Annotated in this window: 21 protein-coding genes; 8 read left to right on the top strand and 13 right to left on the bottom strand. The window is 63.5% G+C overall.

Annotation, left to right across the window (positions count from 1 at the left end; translation table 11 throughout):
* Nucleotides 1-226: 226 nt before the first annotated feature.
* The 5 genes from ubiA to CKO42_RS06305 form a co-directional block, all read right to left on the bottom strand.
* Nucleotides 227-1195 carry a 4-hydroxybenzoate octaprenyltransferase gene (gene ubiA / locus CKO42_RS06325; protein WP_200240732.1) on the bottom strand — a complete coding sequence of 323 codons (969 nt, stop codon included), beginning with the start codon at nt 1193-1195 and terminating at the stop codon, nt 227-229.
* Between the two features lie 180 nt (nt 1196-1375).
* Nucleotides 1376-3676: an ATP-dependent DNA helicase RecG gene (gene recG / locus CKO42_RS06320; RefSeq protein ID WP_200240730.1), complete on the bottom strand. Its 2301-nt coding sequence runs from the start codon at nt 3674-3676 to the stop codon at nt 1376-1378.
* Nucleotides 3677-3697: 21 nt separating this feature from the next.
* On the bottom strand, nt 3698-4951 hold the full coding sequence (gene mltB, locus CKO42_RS06315; RefSeq protein WP_242479171.1) for a lytic murein transglycosylase B: 1254 nt from the start codon (nt 4949-4951) through the stop codon (nt 3698-3700).
* 16 nt (nt 4952-4967) lie between these two features.
* Complete coding sequence (locus CKO42_RS06310) at nt 4968-5354, bottom strand: RidA family protein (protein ID WP_200240728.1); 387 nt, start codon at nt 5352-5354, stop codon at nt 4968-4970.
* Nucleotides 5355-5469: 115 nt separating this feature from the next.
* Complete coding sequence (locus CKO42_RS06305) at nt 5470-5940, bottom strand: hypothetical protein (protein WP_200240726.1); 471 nt, start codon at nt 5938-5940, stop codon at nt 5470-5472.
* A gap of 202 nt (nt 5941-6142) precedes the next feature.
* Here CKO42_RS06305 and CKO42_RS06300 point away from each other — a divergent pair, with 202 nt between their 5' ends.
* The 3 genes from CKO42_RS06300 to CKO42_RS06290 all read left to right on the top strand — a co-directional run bounded on the left by CKO42_RS06300 (nt 6143) and on the right by CKO42_RS06290 (nt 9058).
* Nucleotides 6143-7072 carry a Uma2 family endonuclease gene (locus tag CKO42_RS06300; RefSeq protein WP_200240724.1) on the top strand — a complete coding sequence of 310 codons (930 nt, stop codon included), beginning with the start codon at nt 6143-6145 and terminating at the stop codon, nt 7070-7072.
* A 173-nt stretch (nt 7073-7245) separates the two neighbouring features.
* The gene (locus CKO42_RS06295) at nt 7246-8391 is read left to right on the top strand and encodes an efflux RND transporter periplasmic adaptor subunit (protein ID WP_200240722.1); all 1146 of its coding nucleotides are present in this window, start codon (nt 7246-7248) and stop codon (nt 8389-8391) included.
* Complete coding sequence (locus tag CKO42_RS06290) at nt 8381-9058, top strand: ABC transporter ATP-binding protein (RefSeq protein ID WP_338034861.1); 678 nt, start codon at nt 8381-8383, stop codon at nt 9056-9058. The genes CKO42_RS06295 and CKO42_RS06290 overlap by 11 nt, the downstream gene beginning before the upstream one ends.
* 67 nt (nt 9059-9125) lie before the next feature.
* Here the strand turns inward: CKO42_RS06290 and CKO42_RS06285 are convergent, their stop codons facing one another.
* Both CKO42_RS06285 and CKO42_RS06280 read right to left on the bottom strand, forming a co-directional pair.
* Nucleotides 9126-9623 (bottom strand): Uma2 family endonuclease, encoded by a 498-nt coding sequence (locus CKO42_RS06285; protein WP_200240718.1) that lies wholly within the window; start codon nt 9621-9623, stop codon nt 9126-9128.
* A gap of 152 nt (nt 9624-9775) precedes the next feature.
* Nucleotides 9776-10135, bottom strand: coding sequence for a DUF6444 domain-containing protein (locus CKO42_RS06280; RefSeq protein ID WP_200240716.1), 360 nt, complete (start codon nt 10133-10135; stop codon nt 9776-9778).
* A 262-nt stretch (nt 10136-10397) separates the two neighbouring features.
* On the opposite strand from CKO42_RS06280, the gene CKO42_RS06275 reads away from it, so the two are divergent.
* A complete protein-coding gene (locus tag CKO42_RS06275) occupies nt 10398-10640 on the top strand; it encodes a hypothetical protein (RefSeq protein ID WP_200240714.1) in 243 nt (80 codons plus the stop codon).
* A 149-nt stretch (nt 10641-10789) separates the two neighbouring features.
* Here the strand turns inward: CKO42_RS06275 and CKO42_RS06270 are convergent, their stop codons facing one another.
* Together CKO42_RS06270 and CKO42_RS06265 are read right to left on the bottom strand one after the other, a co-directional pair.
* Nucleotides 10790-11341: a Uma2 family endonuclease gene (locus CKO42_RS06270; protein ID WP_200240713.1), complete on the bottom strand. Its 552-nt coding sequence runs from the start codon at nt 11339-11341 to the stop codon at nt 10790-10792.
* A gap of 43 nt (nt 11342-11384) precedes the next feature.
* The gene (locus CKO42_RS06265; RefSeq protein ID WP_200240710.1) at nt 11385-11966 is read right to left on the bottom strand and encodes a Uma2 family endonuclease; all 582 of its coding nucleotides are present in this window, start codon (nt 11964-11966) and stop codon (nt 11385-11387) included.
* 182 nt (nt 11967-12148) lie between these two features.
* Here CKO42_RS06265 and CKO42_RS06260 point away from each other — a divergent pair, with 182 nt between their 5' ends.
* The 3 genes from CKO42_RS06260 to CKO42_RS06250 are packed head-to-tail and all read left to right on the top strand — an operon-like array spanning nt 12149 to nt 14783.
* Nucleotides 12149-12370, top strand: a complete 222-nt coding sequence (locus tag CKO42_RS06260; RefSeq protein WP_200240708.1) for a P-loop NTPase family protein — start codon at nt 12149-12151, stop codon at nt 12368-12370.
* A complete protein-coding gene (locus CKO42_RS06255) occupies nt 12357-13574 on the top strand; it encodes an ABC transporter permease (RefSeq protein ID WP_200240704.1) in 1218 nt (405 codons plus the stop codon). The genes CKO42_RS06260 and CKO42_RS06255 overlap by 14 nt, the downstream gene beginning before the upstream one ends.
* A gap of 12 nt (nt 13575-13586) precedes the next feature.
* On the top strand, nt 13587-14783 hold the full coding sequence (locus CKO42_RS06250; protein ID WP_200240696.1) for an ABC transporter permease: 1197 nt from the start codon (nt 13587-13589) through the stop codon (nt 14781-14783).
* A gap of 151 nt (nt 14784-14934) precedes the next feature.
* Here the strand turns inward: CKO42_RS06250 and CKO42_RS06245 are convergent, their stop codons facing one another.
* Together CKO42_RS06245 and CKO42_RS06240 are read right to left on the bottom strand one after the other, a co-directional pair.
* A complete protein-coding gene (locus CKO42_RS06245) occupies nt 14935-15216 on the bottom strand; it encodes a DUF2442 domain-containing protein (RefSeq protein WP_200240693.1) in 282 nt (93 codons plus the stop codon).
* Nucleotides 15213-15518 carry a DUF4160 domain-containing protein gene (locus CKO42_RS06240; protein ID WP_200240691.1) on the bottom strand — a complete coding sequence of 102 codons (306 nt, stop codon included), beginning with the start codon at nt 15516-15518 and terminating at the stop codon, nt 15213-15215. Before CKO42_RS06240 ends, CKO42_RS06245 begins: the two co-directional genes overlap by 4 nt.
* 181 nt (nt 15519-15699) lie before the next feature.
* Between CKO42_RS06240 and CKO42_RS06235 the strand changes: the two genes are divergently transcribed.
* On the top strand, nt 15700-16581 hold the full coding sequence (locus CKO42_RS06235) for a phosphoribosylaminoimidazolesuccinocarboxamide synthase (protein ID WP_200240689.1): 882 nt from the start codon (nt 15700-15702) through the stop codon (nt 16579-16581).
* A 168-nt stretch (nt 16582-16749) separates the two neighbouring features.
* Here the strand turns inward: CKO42_RS06235 and CKO42_RS06230 are convergent, their stop codons facing one another.
* Together CKO42_RS06230 and CKO42_RS06225 are read right to left on the bottom strand one after the other, a co-directional pair.
* Nucleotides 16750-17928: a hypothetical protein gene (locus CKO42_RS06230; RefSeq protein ID WP_338034860.1), complete on the bottom strand. Its 1179-nt coding sequence runs from the start codon at nt 17926-17928 to the stop codon at nt 16750-16752.
* 35 nt (nt 17929-17963) lie between these two features.
* Nucleotides 17964-19226 carry a DNA cytosine methyltransferase gene (locus CKO42_RS06225; protein WP_200240685.1) on the bottom strand — a complete coding sequence of 421 codons (1263 nt, stop codon included), beginning with the start codon at nt 19224-19226 and terminating at the stop codon, nt 17964-17966.
* Between the last annotated feature and the right edge of the window lie 90 nt (nt 19227-19316).

Below are 19316 nucleotides of genomic sequence, written 5' to 3'. Positions count from 1 at the left end.
GCTCCTCCAGATGATTTCAGTCGTTTTCAATGTATAACGCAGCCGCTGGCACAGATCGAGCCAGATTTAGCCATTCCAAGATAGTCGTTTGGCGAGGAGCGCAAGGCCATCAATCAGATGAGGCAGGTATTGGCCGGAGCCGCTTGAAATCCAAGCGCTTATCCGCTGAATCCGCGGTTCTAGTCTGCTCTCTGGGCGCGGCTCTAAACGTGGATGGACCCTTGAATTAGGCTGGTTTCAGAAGGTAGTCGACCACCAGACCAACAAAGACGGCCATGCCAAAGTAGTTGTTATTCAGAAAGGCCTCGAAACAGGGCTTGGGCTCGCGCACGCGGATCAGCCATTGCTGGTAGATGGAGAGGCTTGCGGCCACTGCAAGGCCGATGAAAAAGGCCATGCCACGACCCGCTTGCAGCCCCACCCAAACCAGGATCAGCAGCATCAGCAGTTGCAGCAGACCAACGATCAACCGATCCCAACGGCCGAAGAGGATCGCGCTCGACTTGATGCCGATCTTCAGATCGTCCTCACGGTCGACCATTGCATATTCGGTGTCATAGATCAGCGCCCAGATCACGGTGGCGACGAACAGCACCCAGGCATAGAGCGGGATGGTCTCCTGGATGGCGGTAAAGGCCATCGGCACCGCCCAGCCGAAGGCAGCCCCCAGGAACAGCTGTGGTACATGGGTGAAGCGCTTCATGAACGGATAGATCATCGCCAGCGTCACCGCCACCACCGACATCGCGATGGTCTGCCAATTCAGGAACAGCACCAGACCAAAGGAGGCGAGACTTAGCAGCAGGAACACCGCGACGGCCTCAGCGGGGCTGATCAGACCCTGAGCCAGCGGTCGCGCGTTGGTGCGGGCGACATGGCCATCCAGGTCTCGGTCGGCGAAATCGTTGATTGCACAGCCGGCGGAGCGCATCAGCACCACGCCGAGCACGAAGATGATGGCCACCTGCCAGGGCGGATGGCCCTCACCGGCAAGCCAGAGCGCCCAGAGCGCGGGCCACATCAAGAGGAAGATGCCGATCGGTTTGTTGAGTCGGATCAAGCGGACGTAGGCATCGAGCCGGATGCGCCAGTCAGGGGCCGATGCCGAGCCTGGGCTCGGGTTCGATGTCGACGCCGCCGCTACCGCTACCGGCAGCTCACCCGGCTTGCTGATCTTGGTCTCGCGAACGCTCATTCGATGATTCGATGGTCTCTGACAAGTGCAGGCTACAGCCTATCTAGGCCGATGACCGGTGATGGACGAACGAGACGCGCGCCAGATACAAAAGGCGCGGACGTCTCGGGCCGGCGATTATCGCATAGCACCCACGACCACGAAGGCTGGAGATGCGGCTCCGGTTGGCGATGGCTCCGCTCAGACATAGCCATAGTCGTCACGACTGCCGAGCCAGCGCCGAATCAGTGGCTCGACATGCTCAGGCCAGTCCCTGAGCAGCCGATCGGCCGCATGCCGTGCTGCGAGGGCGAGCGCGGTATCTCGCATCGGGTCGGCCAGCCGGAACTGTATGGCACCGGCTTGGCGGGTTCCCAACACCTCACCGGCACCGCGCATGCGCAGATCGGCCTCAGCGATGCGAAAGCCACTCGCCTCGCGGCGCAGGATATCGAGCCGCTCGCGCGCCGCGCGCGTCAACGGCGGGTGGTACATCAGCAAGCAAACGCTATCGATGCTGCCGCGCCCAACGCGACCGCGCAGCTGATGCAACTGCGCCAATCCGAGCCGCTCCGGGTTCTCGATGATCATCAGGCTGGCGTTGGGCACATCCACGCCGACCTCGATCACCGTCGTCGCCACCAGCAGATCCAGCTCACCGGCCTTGAACGCCGCCATCACCGGCGCCCGCTCCTGTGCCTTGATGCGCCCATGCACCAGGCCAATGCGCAGACCCGGCAACCGCTCGCGCAGATCGGTCGCGGCATCCTCGGCGGCCTGTGCCTGCAGCGCATCGGACTCCTCGACCAGCGTACAGACCCAATACGCCTGGCGCCCGTCTCGACAGCCCACCTGGACGCGCTCGATGACCTCATCCCGCCGGCTGTCTGGTAGCGCAACCGTCTTGATCGGTTTGCGCCCCGGAGGAAGCTCATCGATCTCAGACAGGTCCAGGTCGCCATAGACCGACATCGCGAGCGAGCGCGGGATCGGGGTTGCGGTCATGATCAGTTGGTGCGGAATCGCGCCATCACGCTCGCCCTTCTCGCGCAGGCTCAGGCGCTGATGCACCCCAAAGCGGTGCTGCTCATCGATGATCACCAGCCCAAGCTCAGCAAAGCGCACCTCGGCCTGAAACAGTGCATGGGTGCCAACCACCACCCGCGCCTGGCCATCGGCGATACGCTCCAGAATCAGCGCGCGCTCACTGCCCGAGTGCCGCCCGGAGAGCCAAGCCAGCTCGATCTGCAGCGGCTCCAGCCACTGCTGCAGACTCTGCAAATGCTGCTCGGAAAGCAGCTCAGTCGGCGCCATCAGCGCGACCTGATGTCCGGCCTCGAGCACCTGCAGCGCGGCCATCGCCGCGACCACCGTCTTGCCGGAGCCGACATCGCCGAGCAGCAGCCGCATCATCGGCCGCGGCTGCTCCAGATCCGCGGCGATCTCATCCAACACGCGCTGCTGAGCGCCCGTGAGCTGGAAGGGCAGCTGCGCCCGCAGCCGCTCGCGCAGTGAGCGGTCGCCCTGCAACACCGGAGCACGTTGCGCACTGCGCGCCCGGCGCAGCCGACGCAAGGCCAGCTGATGCGCCAACATCTCATCGAAGGCCAGGCGTTGGAAGGCGGGATGGCTACGCTCGAGCAGCGCGCTCGTGAGCTCAGCGCCGGCATCAGCGGGCGGTCGATGGAGCAGGAGCAAGGCGTCGGCAAGCGCGGGTAGATGGAGTGGCGCCGTCAGGCAAGCGGGAATCCAATCCTTGAGCGCAGCAGGATCGCGCTGCAGGCGATCTAGGGCCTGATCAGTGAGTGCGCGCAGACTGGTCTGCTGCAGACCCTCGGTGGCCGGATAGATCGGGGTCAGTCGGCCAGCCGGCTCCGGATTGGCTGGCGCAGTAACCTCTTGGCCAGCCGTCGAGCTGGCTTCCACGCCAGGAGCTGGATCAGCCGCCGGCACAGCCGCCGGTACAACCTCTCGGGCAGTCGCTGAGCCAGTCGCTTGGTCAAGCTTCAGAGCAGCTTCAATGCCAGTCGTCGGGTCAATGGCTGAACCGCTCGCCGAGCCCGATTCCGGACCAGTCACCGAGCCATCTGGTTGACCAGCCGGCTGCTCCAGCGACTGCAGCTCCGGATGCACCATCTCCAACATCTGTGGCCCTTGGCGGACCTCACCGAAACAACGCAGCCGCCGACCCGGACGCATCGCTTCGACCTGAGCGCGGGTGAAGTAGAAAAACCGCAGCAACAGCGCGCCGCCGCCATCTTCGATGCGGATCTTCAGCGAGCGCCGCCGGCCCTGAGCGATCTGGGCATCGACGACCTCCCCTTCGACCAATACCTCCTCATGGATGACTAAGTCAGCCAGCGGCCGCAGCCGAGTGCGGTCCTGATAGCGCAGCGGCAGATGGAAGAGCAGATCCTGCAGCGTCAGGATGCCGAGCCGCTGCAGCCGCTCGGAGATGCGCGGGCCGACGCCCTTGAGCTGCTCAACCGGGATCTGATCCAAGAGCGGATTGGGCCTCGCCCGTCAGCCGGCGGGAGCAGCGGAGGCGCCCGAGCCAGGCTGATCGGTCATGCGCAAGGTCGGCTGTTTGAGGCCGCGCCGCGAGCGCAGCGCCTGCGCCAGTTGATGCACCGTCATCGCATAATAGGTGCTGTTGTTGTAGCGGGTAATGACGTAGAAATTCTCGAAGCCGACCCAGTATTCAAGGCCACCAGCGGCATCCAAGCGCAACAGACTCACCTGGCGTTGGTCTGGAAGCGCCACCGCGGGCTGAATGCCCTTCGCCTTGAGATTCGCCACCGAGTAGTTGGTCTTGAAACCGGTATCGGTCGACCAGGGCAGCCCGGCACCACCGCTCGCCCGCGCGACGACAGCCGCGCCTGGCTGCCAACCATGGGCATTGAAGTAGCGCGCAACGCTGCCGATCGCGTCTTCCGGGTCCCAGAGATCGCGCCGGCCATCGCCATCGAAATCGACCGCATAGTTATGCCAGCTCGAGGGCATGAACTGCCCCAGGCCCATCGCACCCGCAAAGGACCCCTCCGGCTGTAATGGATCGAACCCCTGATCCTCGGCCATCAGCAGATACTGGGCCAGCTCGTCCTGGAAGTAATCGGCACGGCGCGGATAGTCGAAGGCCAGGGTTGCTAGGGCATCGATGATGCGATGCGTGCCCATAAAGCCACCCCAGCGCGTCTCGATACCGATGATGGCAACGATGTATTCAGGCGGCACGCCATACTTGCGCGAGGCCTGATCTAGCGTCCTGGCATACCGCGTCCAAAAGGCACTGCCCTTGTCGAGCATCGCCGGCGTGATGTGACGGCTGCGATAGCGCGTCCAGGCCCCGGTTGGCCCCGAGGCTGGGCGCCACTGTTTCTCCATGTATTGGATGATCCAGGGATCATGCTCTGCGCGCTCGAGGGTGCGCACCACCTGGGCGCGATCCAATCCTTTGGACTCCATGCGCGCGACGAACCGATCGACATCGGCACGTCCGGCAAAGTCACCGCGAGCAACGCTGCTCCCAGCAGGTCGGCTCGCCGCTCCAGCGTCATCAGCAGCCCCAGCATCATCGATGGCGCTGAACGAGGCCTGGCGCACACCGGCAAATGAGGTTGCCTGAGGACTGCTCAGCTTCAGGTCAGGGAAGATCCTGGCGCCCGAACTAGCGGCCTTCTTGCTCGGACTGGAGCTGCATCCGCTGAGTGTAAGCAGTGCGAAGACGAGTGTCAGCAGGAGCATCAGCGGAAGCGGGAGGAGAAACGGTGATCGCATGATGGGATGCTCCAGATCAGTCGCCGAGGACCATGATCGCATCCATCTCGATCTCGGCCCCTTTGGGCAAGGCCGCCACTCCGATCGCCGCACGCGCTGGATAAGGCTCGTCGAAGATCTCCGTCATCACCTCGTTGACCAATGGAAAATGCGCAAGATCGGTGAGAAAGATGTTGAGCTTGACCAGATCGCCAAGATCGCCGCCTGCCGCCTCAGCCACCGCCGCCAGATTGCTGAACACCTGCCGAGCCTGCATCTGGATGTCGCCCGCCACCAACTCACCCGTTCCTGGCACCAGCGGAATCTGCCCCGAGAGGTAGAGGGTATCACCGGCGCGCACCGCTTGCGAATAAGGGCCGATCGCGGCCGGCGCCTGTTCGGTATGGATGATCTGTTTGGCCATGAGGCGCCTCCGAATGGGTGAGATGGGCGAGTGAGATGGGCGAGTAAGATTGACGAGTATAGCGAGAACCGCAACACCTAAGGGTTCGAGCGCTGAACGCATCAATATGATGAGTTCAGGCACCGAACAGCGCCTGCCACCAGCGCCGACGGCCTTTTGGCACCAGTTGGGTCGCGGGCAGATCGACCGGCGGCAACTTGCTCATCACCCAGCCCGGCAGCGGCGGATTGCTGCTCGAGCCGCAAGCCACACCAAGGTTATTGGGATCGTAGATCTTCACCAGGCTCGGAATGCGCAGGTCGTCGGCGTAGACGATGCCGCACAGGCGCTCATCATGCTCGCGGCGCAGCAAGGCGTCGATCTCATCGATGAAGCGCTCCACCATCGCTTGATCGGCTAGGGCCTCCGGCGGCGGCTCGCCGATGGCGTACAGGTACCAACCGCCCTTGGCATCGGTGCGCAGTCGCATCCAGAGCGCGTCCAGATCGCTCCAGCGCAAGGCTGATGTGAAGCTACCGCGAAAAGCCCGCAGGAAGGGGCTTGCCGCGACGTCCCTGGCTGGCTCGTTGGTCGAAGTATTGGTCATAGGCTTCGCGCGTAAGTCAGTAAGTCACCGCGGGCTTGGGTCTAGGGTTAAAGAGACCCCAGGATATAGACCAGGATGCCCATAGAGAAGAACCGAGGCAGCGAAAGAACCGATGCAGCGGTTGTCGTCGCCGATACTGCAGCAACCATGATAGGGTTTTCAAAGACTGATGACCGAATCCGCTCCAGCGAGGCGAGATGCCATGTCAGACCAAGCCCTTGCCCACCCCCAGCGCTCACCAACAACGGCCGAGCGGCTGCCACCGAGCGACCTTGATTTCAGCCCCCCTTCCAAGGCCGGCCGCCGTGTCTCGGAGGAGGTCTACTGGCGCGACTACTACGATCAGTCAGAGATCTGCTACGAATGGAACAACGGCATACTCGAGGAGAAGCCGGTGTCGAATCAGGAAACCTTTCTCATCTATGCCTGGCTGCTGAGGCTGCTTGCAACCTTCGTGGCGAGCCGCCCGATCGCCGCGCTCACCGGCCTGGACATGGGCTTCCGCCTGGCACTGCCCACCGGCACTGTCATCCGCCGACCCGACATGGCCGTGGTACACAACGCCAACCCCAAGCCGCTACTGCTACATGACAATTCCTACCGCGGCATCTACGACCTCTGCATCGAGGCCCTATCAGACCTCAAGCGGGCCGACATCGAGCGCGACACCCGCCAGAAGAAGCGCGAATATGCCGCCGGCGGCGTGCCTGAATACTACATCCTGCATGCCGACCCCGAGCTGCGAGCCTTCTACAGCCGCGAGCCCTCATCCGGACACTACCGCCCCATGCCCGAGGTTGATGGCATCATCGCTTCCGCTGTGCTCCCCGGCTTTCAGTTCCGGGTCGCCGATCTGCTGAGCCGCCCCGAAGACGCCATGCTGCTCGATGATCCGGTCTATGCCGACTTCGTGCTGCCCGGCTGGCAGCGCGACCGACTGCGCGCCGAGGCAGAGGCCCAGCGGGCCGAAACCGAAGCCCGGCGCGCCGAAACCGAGGCCCAGCGGGCTGAAACCGAAGCCCGGCGCGCCGAAACCGAGGCCCAGCGGGCTGAAACCGAAGCCCAGCGCGCCAAGGTCATGGCCGCAAAGCTGCGCGAGCTCGGCATTGACCCGGACGACCTCCGGGACTGAGGTGGCGGTCAAGCCTTCAACCTAGAAACCGCAGTTGACCGCTTCGAAGATCAAATAACAGCTTAGATCGACTGGATTTCCGTAGTCGCCCGACACGCACCCTTGGGCGCGGCCGCTCAACTGCCGGTTCTAGGCTCAAGCACCAACGACCGATCGTCGTCCTGCAGCCACCTATGCGCATCCCCGTTCGAGCCCTATTGACGCTCCTCTTGTTGGCTGCCGCGATCGGCGGCTGGTGGCTGCTCTCGCGGCCGCAGCCGATCGCAGTTCGGGTACAGAACGTCGAGCGCGGACTGGTCGAAGAGGTCGTCGCCAATACCCGCGCCGGCACCGTCAAGGCCTGCCGACGGGCGCGGCTAGCGCCTGGCAGCGGCGGCCAGATCGAGACGCTGGCGGTACACGAAGGCGACCGCGTCCAGGCCGGGCAATTGTTGCTCGAGCTGTGGAATCTCGACCTCAAGGCCCGCGTCACCCTGGCCGAGCGTGAGGCCGAAGCCGCTGAAGCCCGATCCCTGGCGACCTGCCTGCAGGCTGATCAGGCCGAGCGCGAGGCGGCGCGCCAGGTCAAGCTCGAGGCGCGCAACATGACCTCCGAGGAGGGTCTCGACCGCGCTATTACCGCGGCTCAGGCCGGGCGCGCGGATTGCGAAGCAGCGCGGGCCTCAGCACGGGTCAGCGCGGCGCAAATCGGCGTCGCTCAGGCCGAGCTGGAGCGCACGCGCCTGACCGCGCCCTTCGCCGGCATCGTCGCTGAGGTCTCTGGCGAGCTGAACGAGTACGTCACCCCCTCCCCGCCCGGCATCCCGACCCCGCCGGCGGTGGACCTGATCGATGATGCCTGCTTCTACATCTCGGCACCGATCGACGAGGTGGATGCCGCCAAGGTCCGACTCGGTCTGGATGCCCGCGTCACCCTCGATGCCTTCGGCGACCAGGCGCTCGCCGGAACGGTACGCCGACTCGCGCCCTATGTGCTAGATCAGGAGAAGCAGGCGCGCACCGTCGAGGTCGAGGTGGTGATCGCCGAGCCGCCCGCCGATCGGGCGCTGCTGGCCGGCTATAGCGCCGATGTCGAGATCATCATTGATCGCCACGAGGACGTCCTGCGTATCCCGACCGCGGCGATCCGCGCCGGCGAGCCCGCCAGCGTGCTGCTGCTCGCGGACGGCGTCCTTGCTGAGCGCGCGCTCGAGACCGGACTCAGCAACTGGGAACAGACCGAGGTCGTCTCCGGCCTCAGCGCCGGCGAGCAGGTGGTGCTCTCACTCGGCCGCGAGGGTGTTGAGGCTGGCGCAGCTGCAGTGGCCGATGATGATTGAGCTGATCGGCATCGAGCGCCAGTTCCAGGTCGGCGACCAGCAGGTGCATGCCCTGCGCGCCGTCGATCTAAAGCTGGCCGCCGGCGACTACGTGGCGGTGATGGGCCCCTCGGGCTCGGGTAAGAGCACCCTGCTGAACATCCTCGGCCTGCTCGACCGGCCCGATGCCGGACAGTATCGCTTCGACGGCACCGAGACCACGACACTGGACGAGGAGCAGCGGGCTCGGCTGCGGCGCGAGCGCATTGGCTTCGTCTTCCAAGCCTTCCATCTGATCCCGCGGCTGACCGCCTTCGAGAACGTCGAGCTGCCCTTGATCCTGGCCAGCAGGCCGCTCAAGCAGCGCCGAGCGCAGGTGGCCGAGACCTTGGCGGCGCTTGGCCTCAGCACCCGTGCCACACATCGTCCCGACCAGCTCTCCGGCGGTCAGCGCCAGCGCGTCGCCATCGCCCGCGCCACGGTCACCGAGCCCGACCTGATCCTGGCCGACGAGCCCACCGGCAATCTCGATCGCGCCTCCGGCAAGGAGGTGATCGAGACCCTGGAGGCACTCAACGCCAAGGGGCTGACCCTGGTCGTCGTCACCCACGATGCCAGTCTGGGCGAGCGCGCCCAACGACGCATCCAGATGGACGACGGAGCCATCCTCCGCGATGCGCCTCGCTGACATCCTGAGCAGCGCGACGCGAACGCTGACCGCCCATACCACCCGCAGCTGAGACCGGCCCCGAACCCTAACCGCTGATCCCTTCCACCTTGTCGTAGACCTCGGCCAGCGACAGCTCGGCCTCGATCACCGATAGCGGGATGGATTCCGAGGACTCCTGATAGGTGCTCAGACTCCAGGTTCCGTCCGACTGACGGAGGAACAGCTCGGCCTGTATCCGATCCTGCGACAGCAGCAGATAGGCTTGCAGGCTTGGCAGGCTTCGGTAGTAGCGGAACTTGTCGCCGCGATCATAGGCTTCGGTGGAGTCCGAGAGCACTTCGACGATCAGCGTCGGATTGGTGACGACGTCGCGCCGCCCGTCATGGAAGTCACGCTCGCCGCAGATCACCATCACATCGGGATAGGCTCCCACCTCGGTGGCGGCGATGAGGTTGTGCTCCTCGCTGCCGCCGGCCATCGCAAAGACCTCACCGGCGACGTATTCGCAGCGCTGATCGGTGGAGGTTCGCTCGATGGCGAGCCAGTCGTCGAAGGAGAGATGCGGTTGAGGTTCGGCTGACATCATGGCCTGTTCCTAAAAACCTAAACAAAGTTGCTCATGGTGGTTTTTAAGCGATTCGCTCTCCGTTGATAGCACCCTGGCGGGCGAGCAACTGGAGTCCTGGTTGAGCAGTCCCAACCGGTGGCGCTCAGTCCGGGCTTGCACGATCGCCTTTACCTGTCGTCGGACTCATCGAAATACCGTAGGGTGCGGCTATGCCCGGGTGCGCCTTGGCGCCGACCAGCGTGTGCCGCTGGCTTCTTTGCAGCCTGGCCTTCGGGCGACGGCGTTGGCACCTTCTGCTCAGGCACCGCATCCGCCTGCGGCTTGCCGTCCTCGGCCGTCTGCTCAGCGGTGGCCAACGCCTCCTCAGACTCCCGCTCCTGCGCCTCAACCTGCTCCCAGGGCGCCCGTGTGCTCGGTGGCCGTGAGCTGTTGCTCGGATTCTGGGCCAGCCGCTCGCGGGCGCGCTTGAGATCGTCGATCGCCTTGCTCAGCAACACCCGCGCTTGCTCTGGCGTCAGATTCGCCAAAGCAGCCTCGTCGAGTTGTCTGAGATCGTGGTCGCTGAGATGCATCCCGGGGCGGTGAGGTGATCATACAAGCCTGGACATTATCCTCGCACAGTGGCTGAGCGTTGTCTCGCAACTCGCCGATCGAAAGTGCGGGGAAATGGCTACTCGATTTTGGGTGGGGGGCTAAACGGTTACTCGCGGTATCATGATCAAACATCCCGTCATGCCGATATACGCCCACTCAGGTCGGTCACTCGATCAACCCACAGAGAAGCCAGCCATGTTTGCCCACAGAACCATTCAACCAATCGAAGCACTGCATATCGAAATCGAACTGCCACCCGAATTCGCAGATTACCAAGAAGCCGAGGTCATCGTGTTACCGGCACCAACCTTATCCGCCACAAAGAGTACCTGGGAAGAGCGAGTCCGCGCCCTTGCCGGCACACTCACGAGCGATTTTCCAGACGACATTGATGAGTCGGATCTCGGTTTGGACGTTCCAAGAGCGCCTGTAGAGTGAACACTTATCTGCTTGATCCACACCGATCTGCTGATCCAATCCCTGCTGCTGCTCCTGAAACGCAACCCGCTCTGGCTGTTCGCGCTCCCCCTTTGGCTGCTCAAAGGCAAAGCCCATTTCAAACAACAACTCGCAGCAGGGCAGGCCCGCTATCCTTCCAAGATCCCCGCCAAGTCGAGCGCCATGGCCTCAAAGGGCGGCACCCGCACGGGCTTGCGATCCGTCGCCGTGAGCCTTGCAACCACCCGATAGCCGCCGTCTTCTAACGCGTGCGCGATCAGCGTTCGCTGCTCGGGCCAGATCAGCCAAAACCAAGGGACGCGATGACGCTGCAAGAGCAGTGGGATGGTGATCCTGTCCTTTTTCTCATGGCCTGGCGAGACGATCTCGCAGACCCAGTCCGGCGGCAGGTCGATGACGCCGTCGAGTGGCTTGGGCAACCGTTCGCGACGCCAGCCGGCCAAATCGTGAGAGGGACACTCGTGGGGTTCGTAGGCGACGCTGACGTCGGTCAGGATCCACCAGCCCCTCGGACTGGTATCGTCGGCGAAGGGGCCAAGGGTGCGATCGGTCTTGCTCTGCACCCGCGCATGCGCGAACCGCGTCATTGGCCGTCGCACAATGTCTCCGCCGATCAATTCCACGCGCTCCTCTGAGTGCAGCAGTAGGTCATGAACAGTCTTTAGCTCGACGGCTTCCATCTTGGTTTGCTGGTCTCGCTGTAGCGGGATTCGCGGGTAAACCCTAACCGCTGATCCCTTCCACCTTGTCGTAGACCTCGGCCAGCGACAGCTCGGCCTCGATCACCGATAGCGGGATGGATTCCGAGGACTCCTGATAGGTGCTCAGACTCCAGGTTCCGTCCGACTGACGGAGGAACAGCTCGGCCTGTATCCGATCCTGCGACAGCAGCAGATAGGCTTGCAGGCTTGGCAGGCTTCGGTAGTAGCGGAACTTGTCGCCGCGATCATAGGCTTCGGTGGAGTCCGAGAGCACTTCGACGATCAGCGTCGGATTGGTGACGACGTCGCGCCGCCCGTCGTGGAAGTCGCGCTCGCCGCAGATCACCATCACATCCGGATAGGCCCCCACCTCGGCGGTGGCGATATGGACCTTCATGTCACTTGGGTAGACGCGACAGGGCCGGCCCTTGAGTTGGTTGCCGAGTTCACGGACCACATTGGCGACGATGAGGTTGTGCTCCTCGCTGCCGCCGGCCATCGCAAAGACCTCACCGGCGACGTATTCGCAGCGCTGATCGGTAGAGGTTCGCTCGATGGCGAGCCAGTCGTCGAAGGAGAGATGCGGTTGAGGTTCGGCTGACATCATGCCCCCCGGTGGATCGTTGTACTGGATGGTGCTGGTCCAAATTATAACGGATAGGAAATCCAAACGACCCTAACGGGACTAGGGCGAGATGGGGTCGTAGCAGAGAGCGTTGTGGCTTCTGGTTTTGATGCCTGCTAGTGTGGCGCCAAGCATCGGCCTAGTGATACCAGCTACCAGCAATGCGAGCTGACCTGACCGCCTTCGAGAACGTCGAGCTGCCGTTGATCCTGGCCAGCGGGCCACTCAAGCCGCGCCGAGCGCGGGTGACCGAGACCCTGGAGGCACTCAACGCCAAGGGGCTGACCCTGGTCGTCGTCACCCACGATGCCAGCTTGGGCGAGCGCGCACGGCGGCGCATCCAGATGGACGACGGAGCCATCCTCTGCGATGCGCCTCACTGACATCCTGAGCAGCGCGACGCGAACGCTGACCGCCCATGCCACCCGCAGCTGGCTGACCCTGCTGGCGGTGGCGCTCGGCAGCGCGGCCGTGGTGGTCCTGTCAGCGCTTGGCGAAGGCGCGCGCCAGTATGTGCTGGACGAATTCAGCGGACTCGGCACCCAGCTGTTGATCGTCATGCCCGGGCGCAACGAGACCAGCGGTGGCGCACCGCCGCTACTCGGCGAGACGCCCCGCGACCTGACCCTGCACGATGCCCTCGCGCTGCTGCGCTCACCCCTGATCGAGCGCGTGGCCCCACTCTCGGCCGGTGAGGCGCCAGTTTCCTATCGCAGTCTGGAGCGCGAGGTGACCATCCTTGGCACCACCGCCGATTTCCTTGAGGTGCGCCATCTCAGTCTGGCCGCCGGTCGTTTTCTATCGCCAGCTGATCCGGAGCAGGCCGCGCCCACGGCCGTCATCGGCCAGACCCTGGCCGAGGCGCTGTTCGGCAACCAAAGCCCGATCGGCCAACGCCTGCGCATCGGCGACCGTCGCTTCCGCGTCATTGGCCTGTTGCAGGCGAGCGGTGTCTCGCTCGGCAGCAATCTCGCCGACTCCGCCATCATCCCGGTCAGCGCCGCGCAGGCCCTGTTCGACAACCCCTCGCTGTTCCGCATCCTGGTGCAGGCGAGCGGCCCGGCCGCGCTCGACGCCGCCGCCGATGACATCCGGCGTATCATTCGCGAGCGTCACGAGGGCGAGGACGATGTCACCGTGATCACCCAGGATGCGTTGCTCGGCACCTTTGACCGCATCCTCAGCGCCCTGACGCTGGCGGTGGTCGGCATCGCCGCCATCAGCCTGTTGGTCGCCGGGGTGCTGATCATGAATGTGATGCTGGTCTCGGTAGCCCAACGCACCGCCGAGGTCGGCCTGCTCAAGGCGCTGGGGGCGCGTGAGCAGGATCTGGTGCAGCTATTTCTCACCGAAGCGCTGTTGCTCGCCGGAGCCGGCGCGCTGAGCGGGATCGCGCTAGCCTATCTCGGCATCTACGCCGTCAATCTGCAGCTCAATCTACAGCTGACAGGCTTTCAGCTACAGGTGCCGCTCTGGGCACCACTTGCCGCCGGGTTGGTCTCGGTTAGTAGCGGGCTTCTGTTTGGCCTGCTGCCAGCGCTGCGGGCGGCGCGGCTCGATCCCGTGGTCGCACTGTCTGGGCGATGAGCTTGCGACCTCATGAGAGCACCCGATTTCGCCACCTACGTCCTCACCGCCGTGCGCGCCCAGCGCGGACGCAGCCTACTGACGATCACCGGCATCGCCATCGGCGTTGCCACCGTCGTGCTGCTCACCGCGATCGGCGAAGGTATCCACCGTTTCGTGCTCGCGGAGTTCAGCCAATTCGGCACTAACCTGATCGCGGTCACACCAGGCAAGACCAGCACCATGGGCCTGTCTGGCGCCATGCTCTCAACCGTGCGGCCGCTCAGCCTGGCCGACGCCGATGCGCTCGAGCAGGTGCCCGATGTCGAGGCGGTGGTGGCGGTGGTTCAAGGCAATGCCGCGGTTGAGGCTGACGGTCGCAGCCGGCGCACCATGGTCTTCGGCGCCGGCCCCAAGGTGCCCGAGATCTGGGCCATGCGCCCGGCCATCGGCCGCTTCCTGCCCGAGGACAGCGGTGGCGGCCGGCCGTTCGCCGTGCTCGGTGCCACGCTGAGCGAGGAGCTCTTCGGCAGCCACTCACCCTTAGGCGCGCGCATCCGCGTTGGCGGCGAGCCGTTCCGCGTCATCGGTGTCATGGCGCGCAAGGGTCAGATGCTCGGCTTCGATCTCGACGATACGGTCTTCATCCCGGTGCAGCGGGCGCTGGCGATGTTCGACCGCGACGGGCTGATGGAGATCGACCTGCTCTACGATCGCGCCGCCGATAGCAGCGCGGTGGCCGAGCGCGTGCGCGAGCTGCTGATCCGCCGCCACCAGCATGAAGACTTCAGCATCACCACCCAGGACCAGATGCTCGAGGTGCTAGGCTCGGTGCTCGATGTGCTGACCTTGGTCGTTGGCGCGCTCGGTGCGATCTCGCTCGCGGTCGGCGGCATCGGCATCCTCACCATCATGACCATCGCCGTGCGCGAGCGCCGTGCCGAGATCGGTCTGTTGCGCGCGCTCGGTGCCAGCCGCGACCAGATCATGGGCCTGTTTCTGCTCGAAGCCCTGCTGCTAGCACTGCTCGGCGGCCTGGCGGGGCTGATCATCGGTGCCGGCGGCGCCTGGCTGATCGGCCTGCTGGTGCCAGCGCTACCGACCCACACCGCCTGGGATTTCGTGCTCATCGCCGAGGTCACCGCCGCCAGCATCGGCCTGCTCGCCGGCGTGCTGCCAGCCCTGCGCGCCGCCGCGCTCGACCCGGTTGCGGCGCTGCATGAAGAGTAGTCTCCGACGACCGAGGCGACGATTTGGGACAAGATTTGAGCGCCACTGTCCGGCAAGAATCGGGAAGTAGAAAATGGACGGCTGCTCAGCGACAATTGGAAGCCGGAGTTGGCCGCAAGCTTGCCCCTTCCTGCAGGCTTGATCCCATGCTTCAGGCTGCACGCTCGGTGCATGCCCGATGAGCAATGTCGTTGTGATACAGATCGATCATCGGAAAACAAAGCTCGTAATCCCCCCAAACCAGCTCCCCATATTCGAGGCGGAAACGAGCAAACTTCTCCGGCTGCAGCCAAGCGCGAAGGTCAGGATGCACCGCCCGGCTGAGGAAAGGCTTGAAGTCGACGACTTGCTCTGTACCATCATCAAAACGCAGATGCAGACAGTAGGGAGCCACCTGCTCGGCTGAGAGGATGTTGATGATCTCTGGGGTCATTTCAGTCTCCCACTGATGTGCTCGGGCCGGACCGATTTGTGCAGCACGAAAAAGTCGATCCACTTGGTCACAATCTCCTCCGCTCGGGCACGTACGAGGGCCTCAAAATTCCGCCGCTCGGTTGGCTTTAATGGCGGGCGGCCACCGACATCGCTAAACCGCACCTCGGTCACCTGACCATCGACGAGAATGATCTCTGCGCGTGCCTCACGGCCTTGAGCCTTGCCGTGGACATGCACAGGCTCGTGCTCATTGGCGTAGAACATCACCAGCAGACCAAGGTACTCATAGAGTTTTGGCATGATCCTGCTTGACGCTAAGGTACAGGGCGCATCGCCACCCGGACGATGAAGGGCTCACCCCAGGGTACCGTTCATGGCGCATCGCCACCCTGGAAAATGCAGGCTGTCTGAGGGTGACCATCGTTCCGACCAAGGGCAGACTGGTATAGTCTGCAGCTTAACTGATCGAGCGACAAACCCGATGACCAGCCTCTACCAATCCGAACTCAGCGAGCTGCCGCTACTCAGCCGCGGCAAGGTCCGCGATATCTACGCCGCCGGTGATGAACATCTGCTCATCGTCACCAGCGATCGGCTCTCCGCCTTCGATGTGGTGCTGCCGCAGCCGATCCCCGGCAAAGGCGAGGTGCTCACCCGTGTCAGCCGCTTCTGGCTCGCGCGCACGGCTGGGATCATCCCGAATCAGTTGACGGAGCTGTCCGTCGAGACCTTCGTCACCGATCCCGAGCAGCGTCGAGCGCTCGGCGATCGCGCCATGGTGGTGCGTCGGCTTAACCCGCTGCCCATCGAGGCCATCGTCCGCGGCTATCTGATCGGCTCGGGCTGGAAGGACTATCAGGCCAGCGGCGCGGTCAGCGGTATCGCGCTGCCAGCCGGGCTACGCCAGGCCGATCGCCTGCCAGAGCCGATCTTCACCCCCTCGACCAAGGCCGCCATCGGCGACCATGACGAGAACATCGACTTCGCCGGCGCCGCCGAGCGCATCGGCGCCGAGCTTGCCGAACAGGTGCGCACGATCAGCCTGCACATCTATCAGGATAGCGCCGCCTATGCGCTCAAGCGCGGCATCATCATCGCCGATACCAAGTTTGAATTTGGCCTCGATGCCGAGGGCCGCCTGCACCTGATCGACGAGGTGCTGACCCCAGACTCCTCCCGCTTCTGGCCGGTCGACCAATACCAGCCCGGCAGCAGCCCACCAAGCTTCGACAAGCAGTTCGTGCGCGATTATCTCGAGACCCTAGACTGGGACAAGACACCGCCCGGTCCGATGTTGCCCGAGGCCATCATCACGCAAACCGCTGCCAAGTATGCGGAGGCGGAGCGGCGTTTGCTGGGTTGAGATCGCAACCAGCACGCGGCACTCCTTTCAGCGAATCCGAGCCGCCGCACTACTCGACGAAGTAGCAGCTTGGAAGATCCAACTGCTCCTATGATGCCGTCGATGAGGCTGAATGTAGCCGATCAAACCTCGGCACAGGCCGCTGCTTACTCACGGGAGACAGCCTCCTCAAATCAGCGCCCGCTCTAGGACTGAGACGACATCCTGCCCCCAACGTGAGTCAATCCTGGCACGGTTGCTCAACCTGCCTGGACAATGCTCGTGAGGGTCCAGATCACGGGTGAGGGCGTAACGGAAATCCCACTGCTCGGTCTGCGGATGCAGGCAGGCAGCAACCACTTCAAACTCAGCAGTCGTGTAGTACCGAGAGCAGGGGTTGCCCTTCGCTGCGCGCGTGCGTTGGAAGTCGAGCCGATAGCTTCCGTCAGCGTAGGGTCGCCGCAGAATATTCTTGCACTCGATCAGTAACGGGCGGCCACCGCGGAGCGATACGCGCAGGTCTGGACGCCCATCCTCTTCGATCGCCGTGCACTCGGTTATAACTGGCAGTCCAGCGAGCTGCCTGAGCAAATGGGTCTCGGCCACCCAACCACGAACGGCCATCTTGAGTCGAGGAGCACTCTCGAGCAAATCGAGTATCTCGGCTTCCGTCAGTTGGAATTCTGTCGCCAACTGATGCAGACCTGCTGACCCCACGGACGCTCCCGAGTCCGTTTCCCGCCTTGGTGTCGACAAGCACTCCAGCTCTGCCACCTTGTCGGCAAGCAGGCCGCGGTGCCCGGTATCCAGCCCTTTTGCCGCACGCTCAAACCGAACATAGCGCAGGAACTGGTCTGGCAAGCCACCAACCATGACCTCGGCAGGCTCCTCCAAGCCATCCTTGGAGCGTTTCTCGCGCTCCCACGAGAGCCACCCGCGATCAAGGATGGCTTGGACTTGCTGTTCCTTGAATTCGACGGAGATGAAGAAGCGTGTTGGGCTATGCAGCACAGGGTCAGCTGCAACGAAGAAGCCGCGCTCGGGATTGATGCCGAGAAAGAGCGTGGTATACAGACCAAATGGGTCCTGCCAGAGCTCATGCAGCTCACCGGTCTTGGGACCGTACTTCACCTGAAATCGATGCTCATCGACAGGCCGATTTCGGGTCGTGCGTCTGTTTGCAAGAAAGGCATAGGCGATGATGCCTAAGCGCTCGCCATCCGGTGCCTCAAAGCTGATTCGAAACGGTGCCTCGCTCGGATCAGAGCAATGGAGTACGCGACAGCCCGCGGCATCCAAAGCCGACAAGATAAACGCCAGCAAAGGCGCTTTTTGGCTGCGATTGACAGAAAATCGTTGATAAGTCATCGCCCTACTAAACCCTAAAGCCCAAGGCCACCGAGCTAAAGCGACGCTGCTCGCAGCGATGCGCGGTGCCCCTTACCCGTCCCTGGATGCGGCTCGTGACGACCAGCCAAATGCACGAATTTGTCAGCGACCGGCTGCAGAGGCTCTGGCGGTGGAGGCTCTCCGCGAACGGAAGGTATGAGCGACACACCACGATCAACGCTCGCTGCCTCGCCGAGCAAGCGTTGGCGCAGCTGGAGCGCGATCACCTCAGCCAGCGCCGAGGGAACGGCATTGCCCAACTGCCTCTGGACAGTGCCCAGAGCGCCGAGAACGTAGTAGTCGTCCGGTAAGGTTTGTAATCGACACAGCTCACGTGCAGACAGGCGTCGGTTCTTCCAGTGGAACGGACCTGTCGCCGGCCCTGGCTGGGCCGTGAGCGTCCAAGACGGCTGATCCTTCGCCAGCTTCAGCAGAAAATTCCAAAACCTGCGTCGCCAGCCGAACAGGGGTAGACCAGCGCCACGGTCGGTGTGATAGAGATAGTTGCTCCCCTCCGGAATCGATGGCAACAGGTCAGCCCATTTGCCACGTAATCGAAGCTCTGGATCGTCTTCGCCCTCCAAGTCACCAATGGCGTCCCAGGCGTTTCGATAGCGCGGCAGATCAAGCGCTAGCTGGCTACCCTTCGTCCCGGCGTCGGCCGGGCGGTGCGTGGGCGCTAGCTGACCAAAGCGCGAGCCGTCACGGGCGCCGATTAAGAAGGCACGCTCGCGAGTCTGAGGAACGCCGAAATCGGCGGCATTGAGCACCAGTAGCTCAACGCCATAGGAGGTTCCCTGCTCGCGGTTGATCGACGCCACGATCTGATGGATCAGCTCGATCCCTTCGTCCTTACCGCGGAAGGCCAGACCGGCAACATTCTCCATGAGAAAAGCACGAGGCCTGACGTCACGCAGTACGCGCAAATAGGCTTCAACCGTCGAGGCGCGAGGGTCCTCCAAGCGCCGGGCATCGCCCGTCGCCCAGTACCCGCATTTTGAAAACGGCTGACAGGGTGGGCCGCCAATGAGCACATCTGCTTCGCCCGACTCAAGGTCTGCTTCGCGAAGAAGGTCTGCCGACGACACATCGTGGATTGAGCGGTGGATCACCGGCCAAGAACGGTTGGCACGCAGCGTGGCAACGCAATCGTCGTCCATTTCGAGCGCAATGCGAGTCTCGAAGCCGGCCGCCTCAAAGCCTAGATCTAGGCCGCCCGCTCCGGTATAGAGACTGATTGCAGTCAGCGTTGGGCGTGGTCTCGAGGATGTATCCATCTGTGTCTCGAAGAGCTTACTAAACGGCAGTCTAGCCGCTGCTGAGCACCAAGCACAATCAGCACCGTTGTGTCACTGACGACAGCAGAC

Origin of the sequence: Lamprobacter modestohalophilus (genome assembly GCF_016583905.1) — a bacterium.
Taxonomy (GTDB): domain Bacteria; phylum Pseudomonadota; class Gammaproteobacteria; order Chromatiales; family Chromatiaceae; genus Lamprobacter; species Lamprobacter modestohalophilus.
Note: the sequence above shows the minus strand (reverse complement) of the source record. Positions and strands in the feature narration are given on the sequence as shown.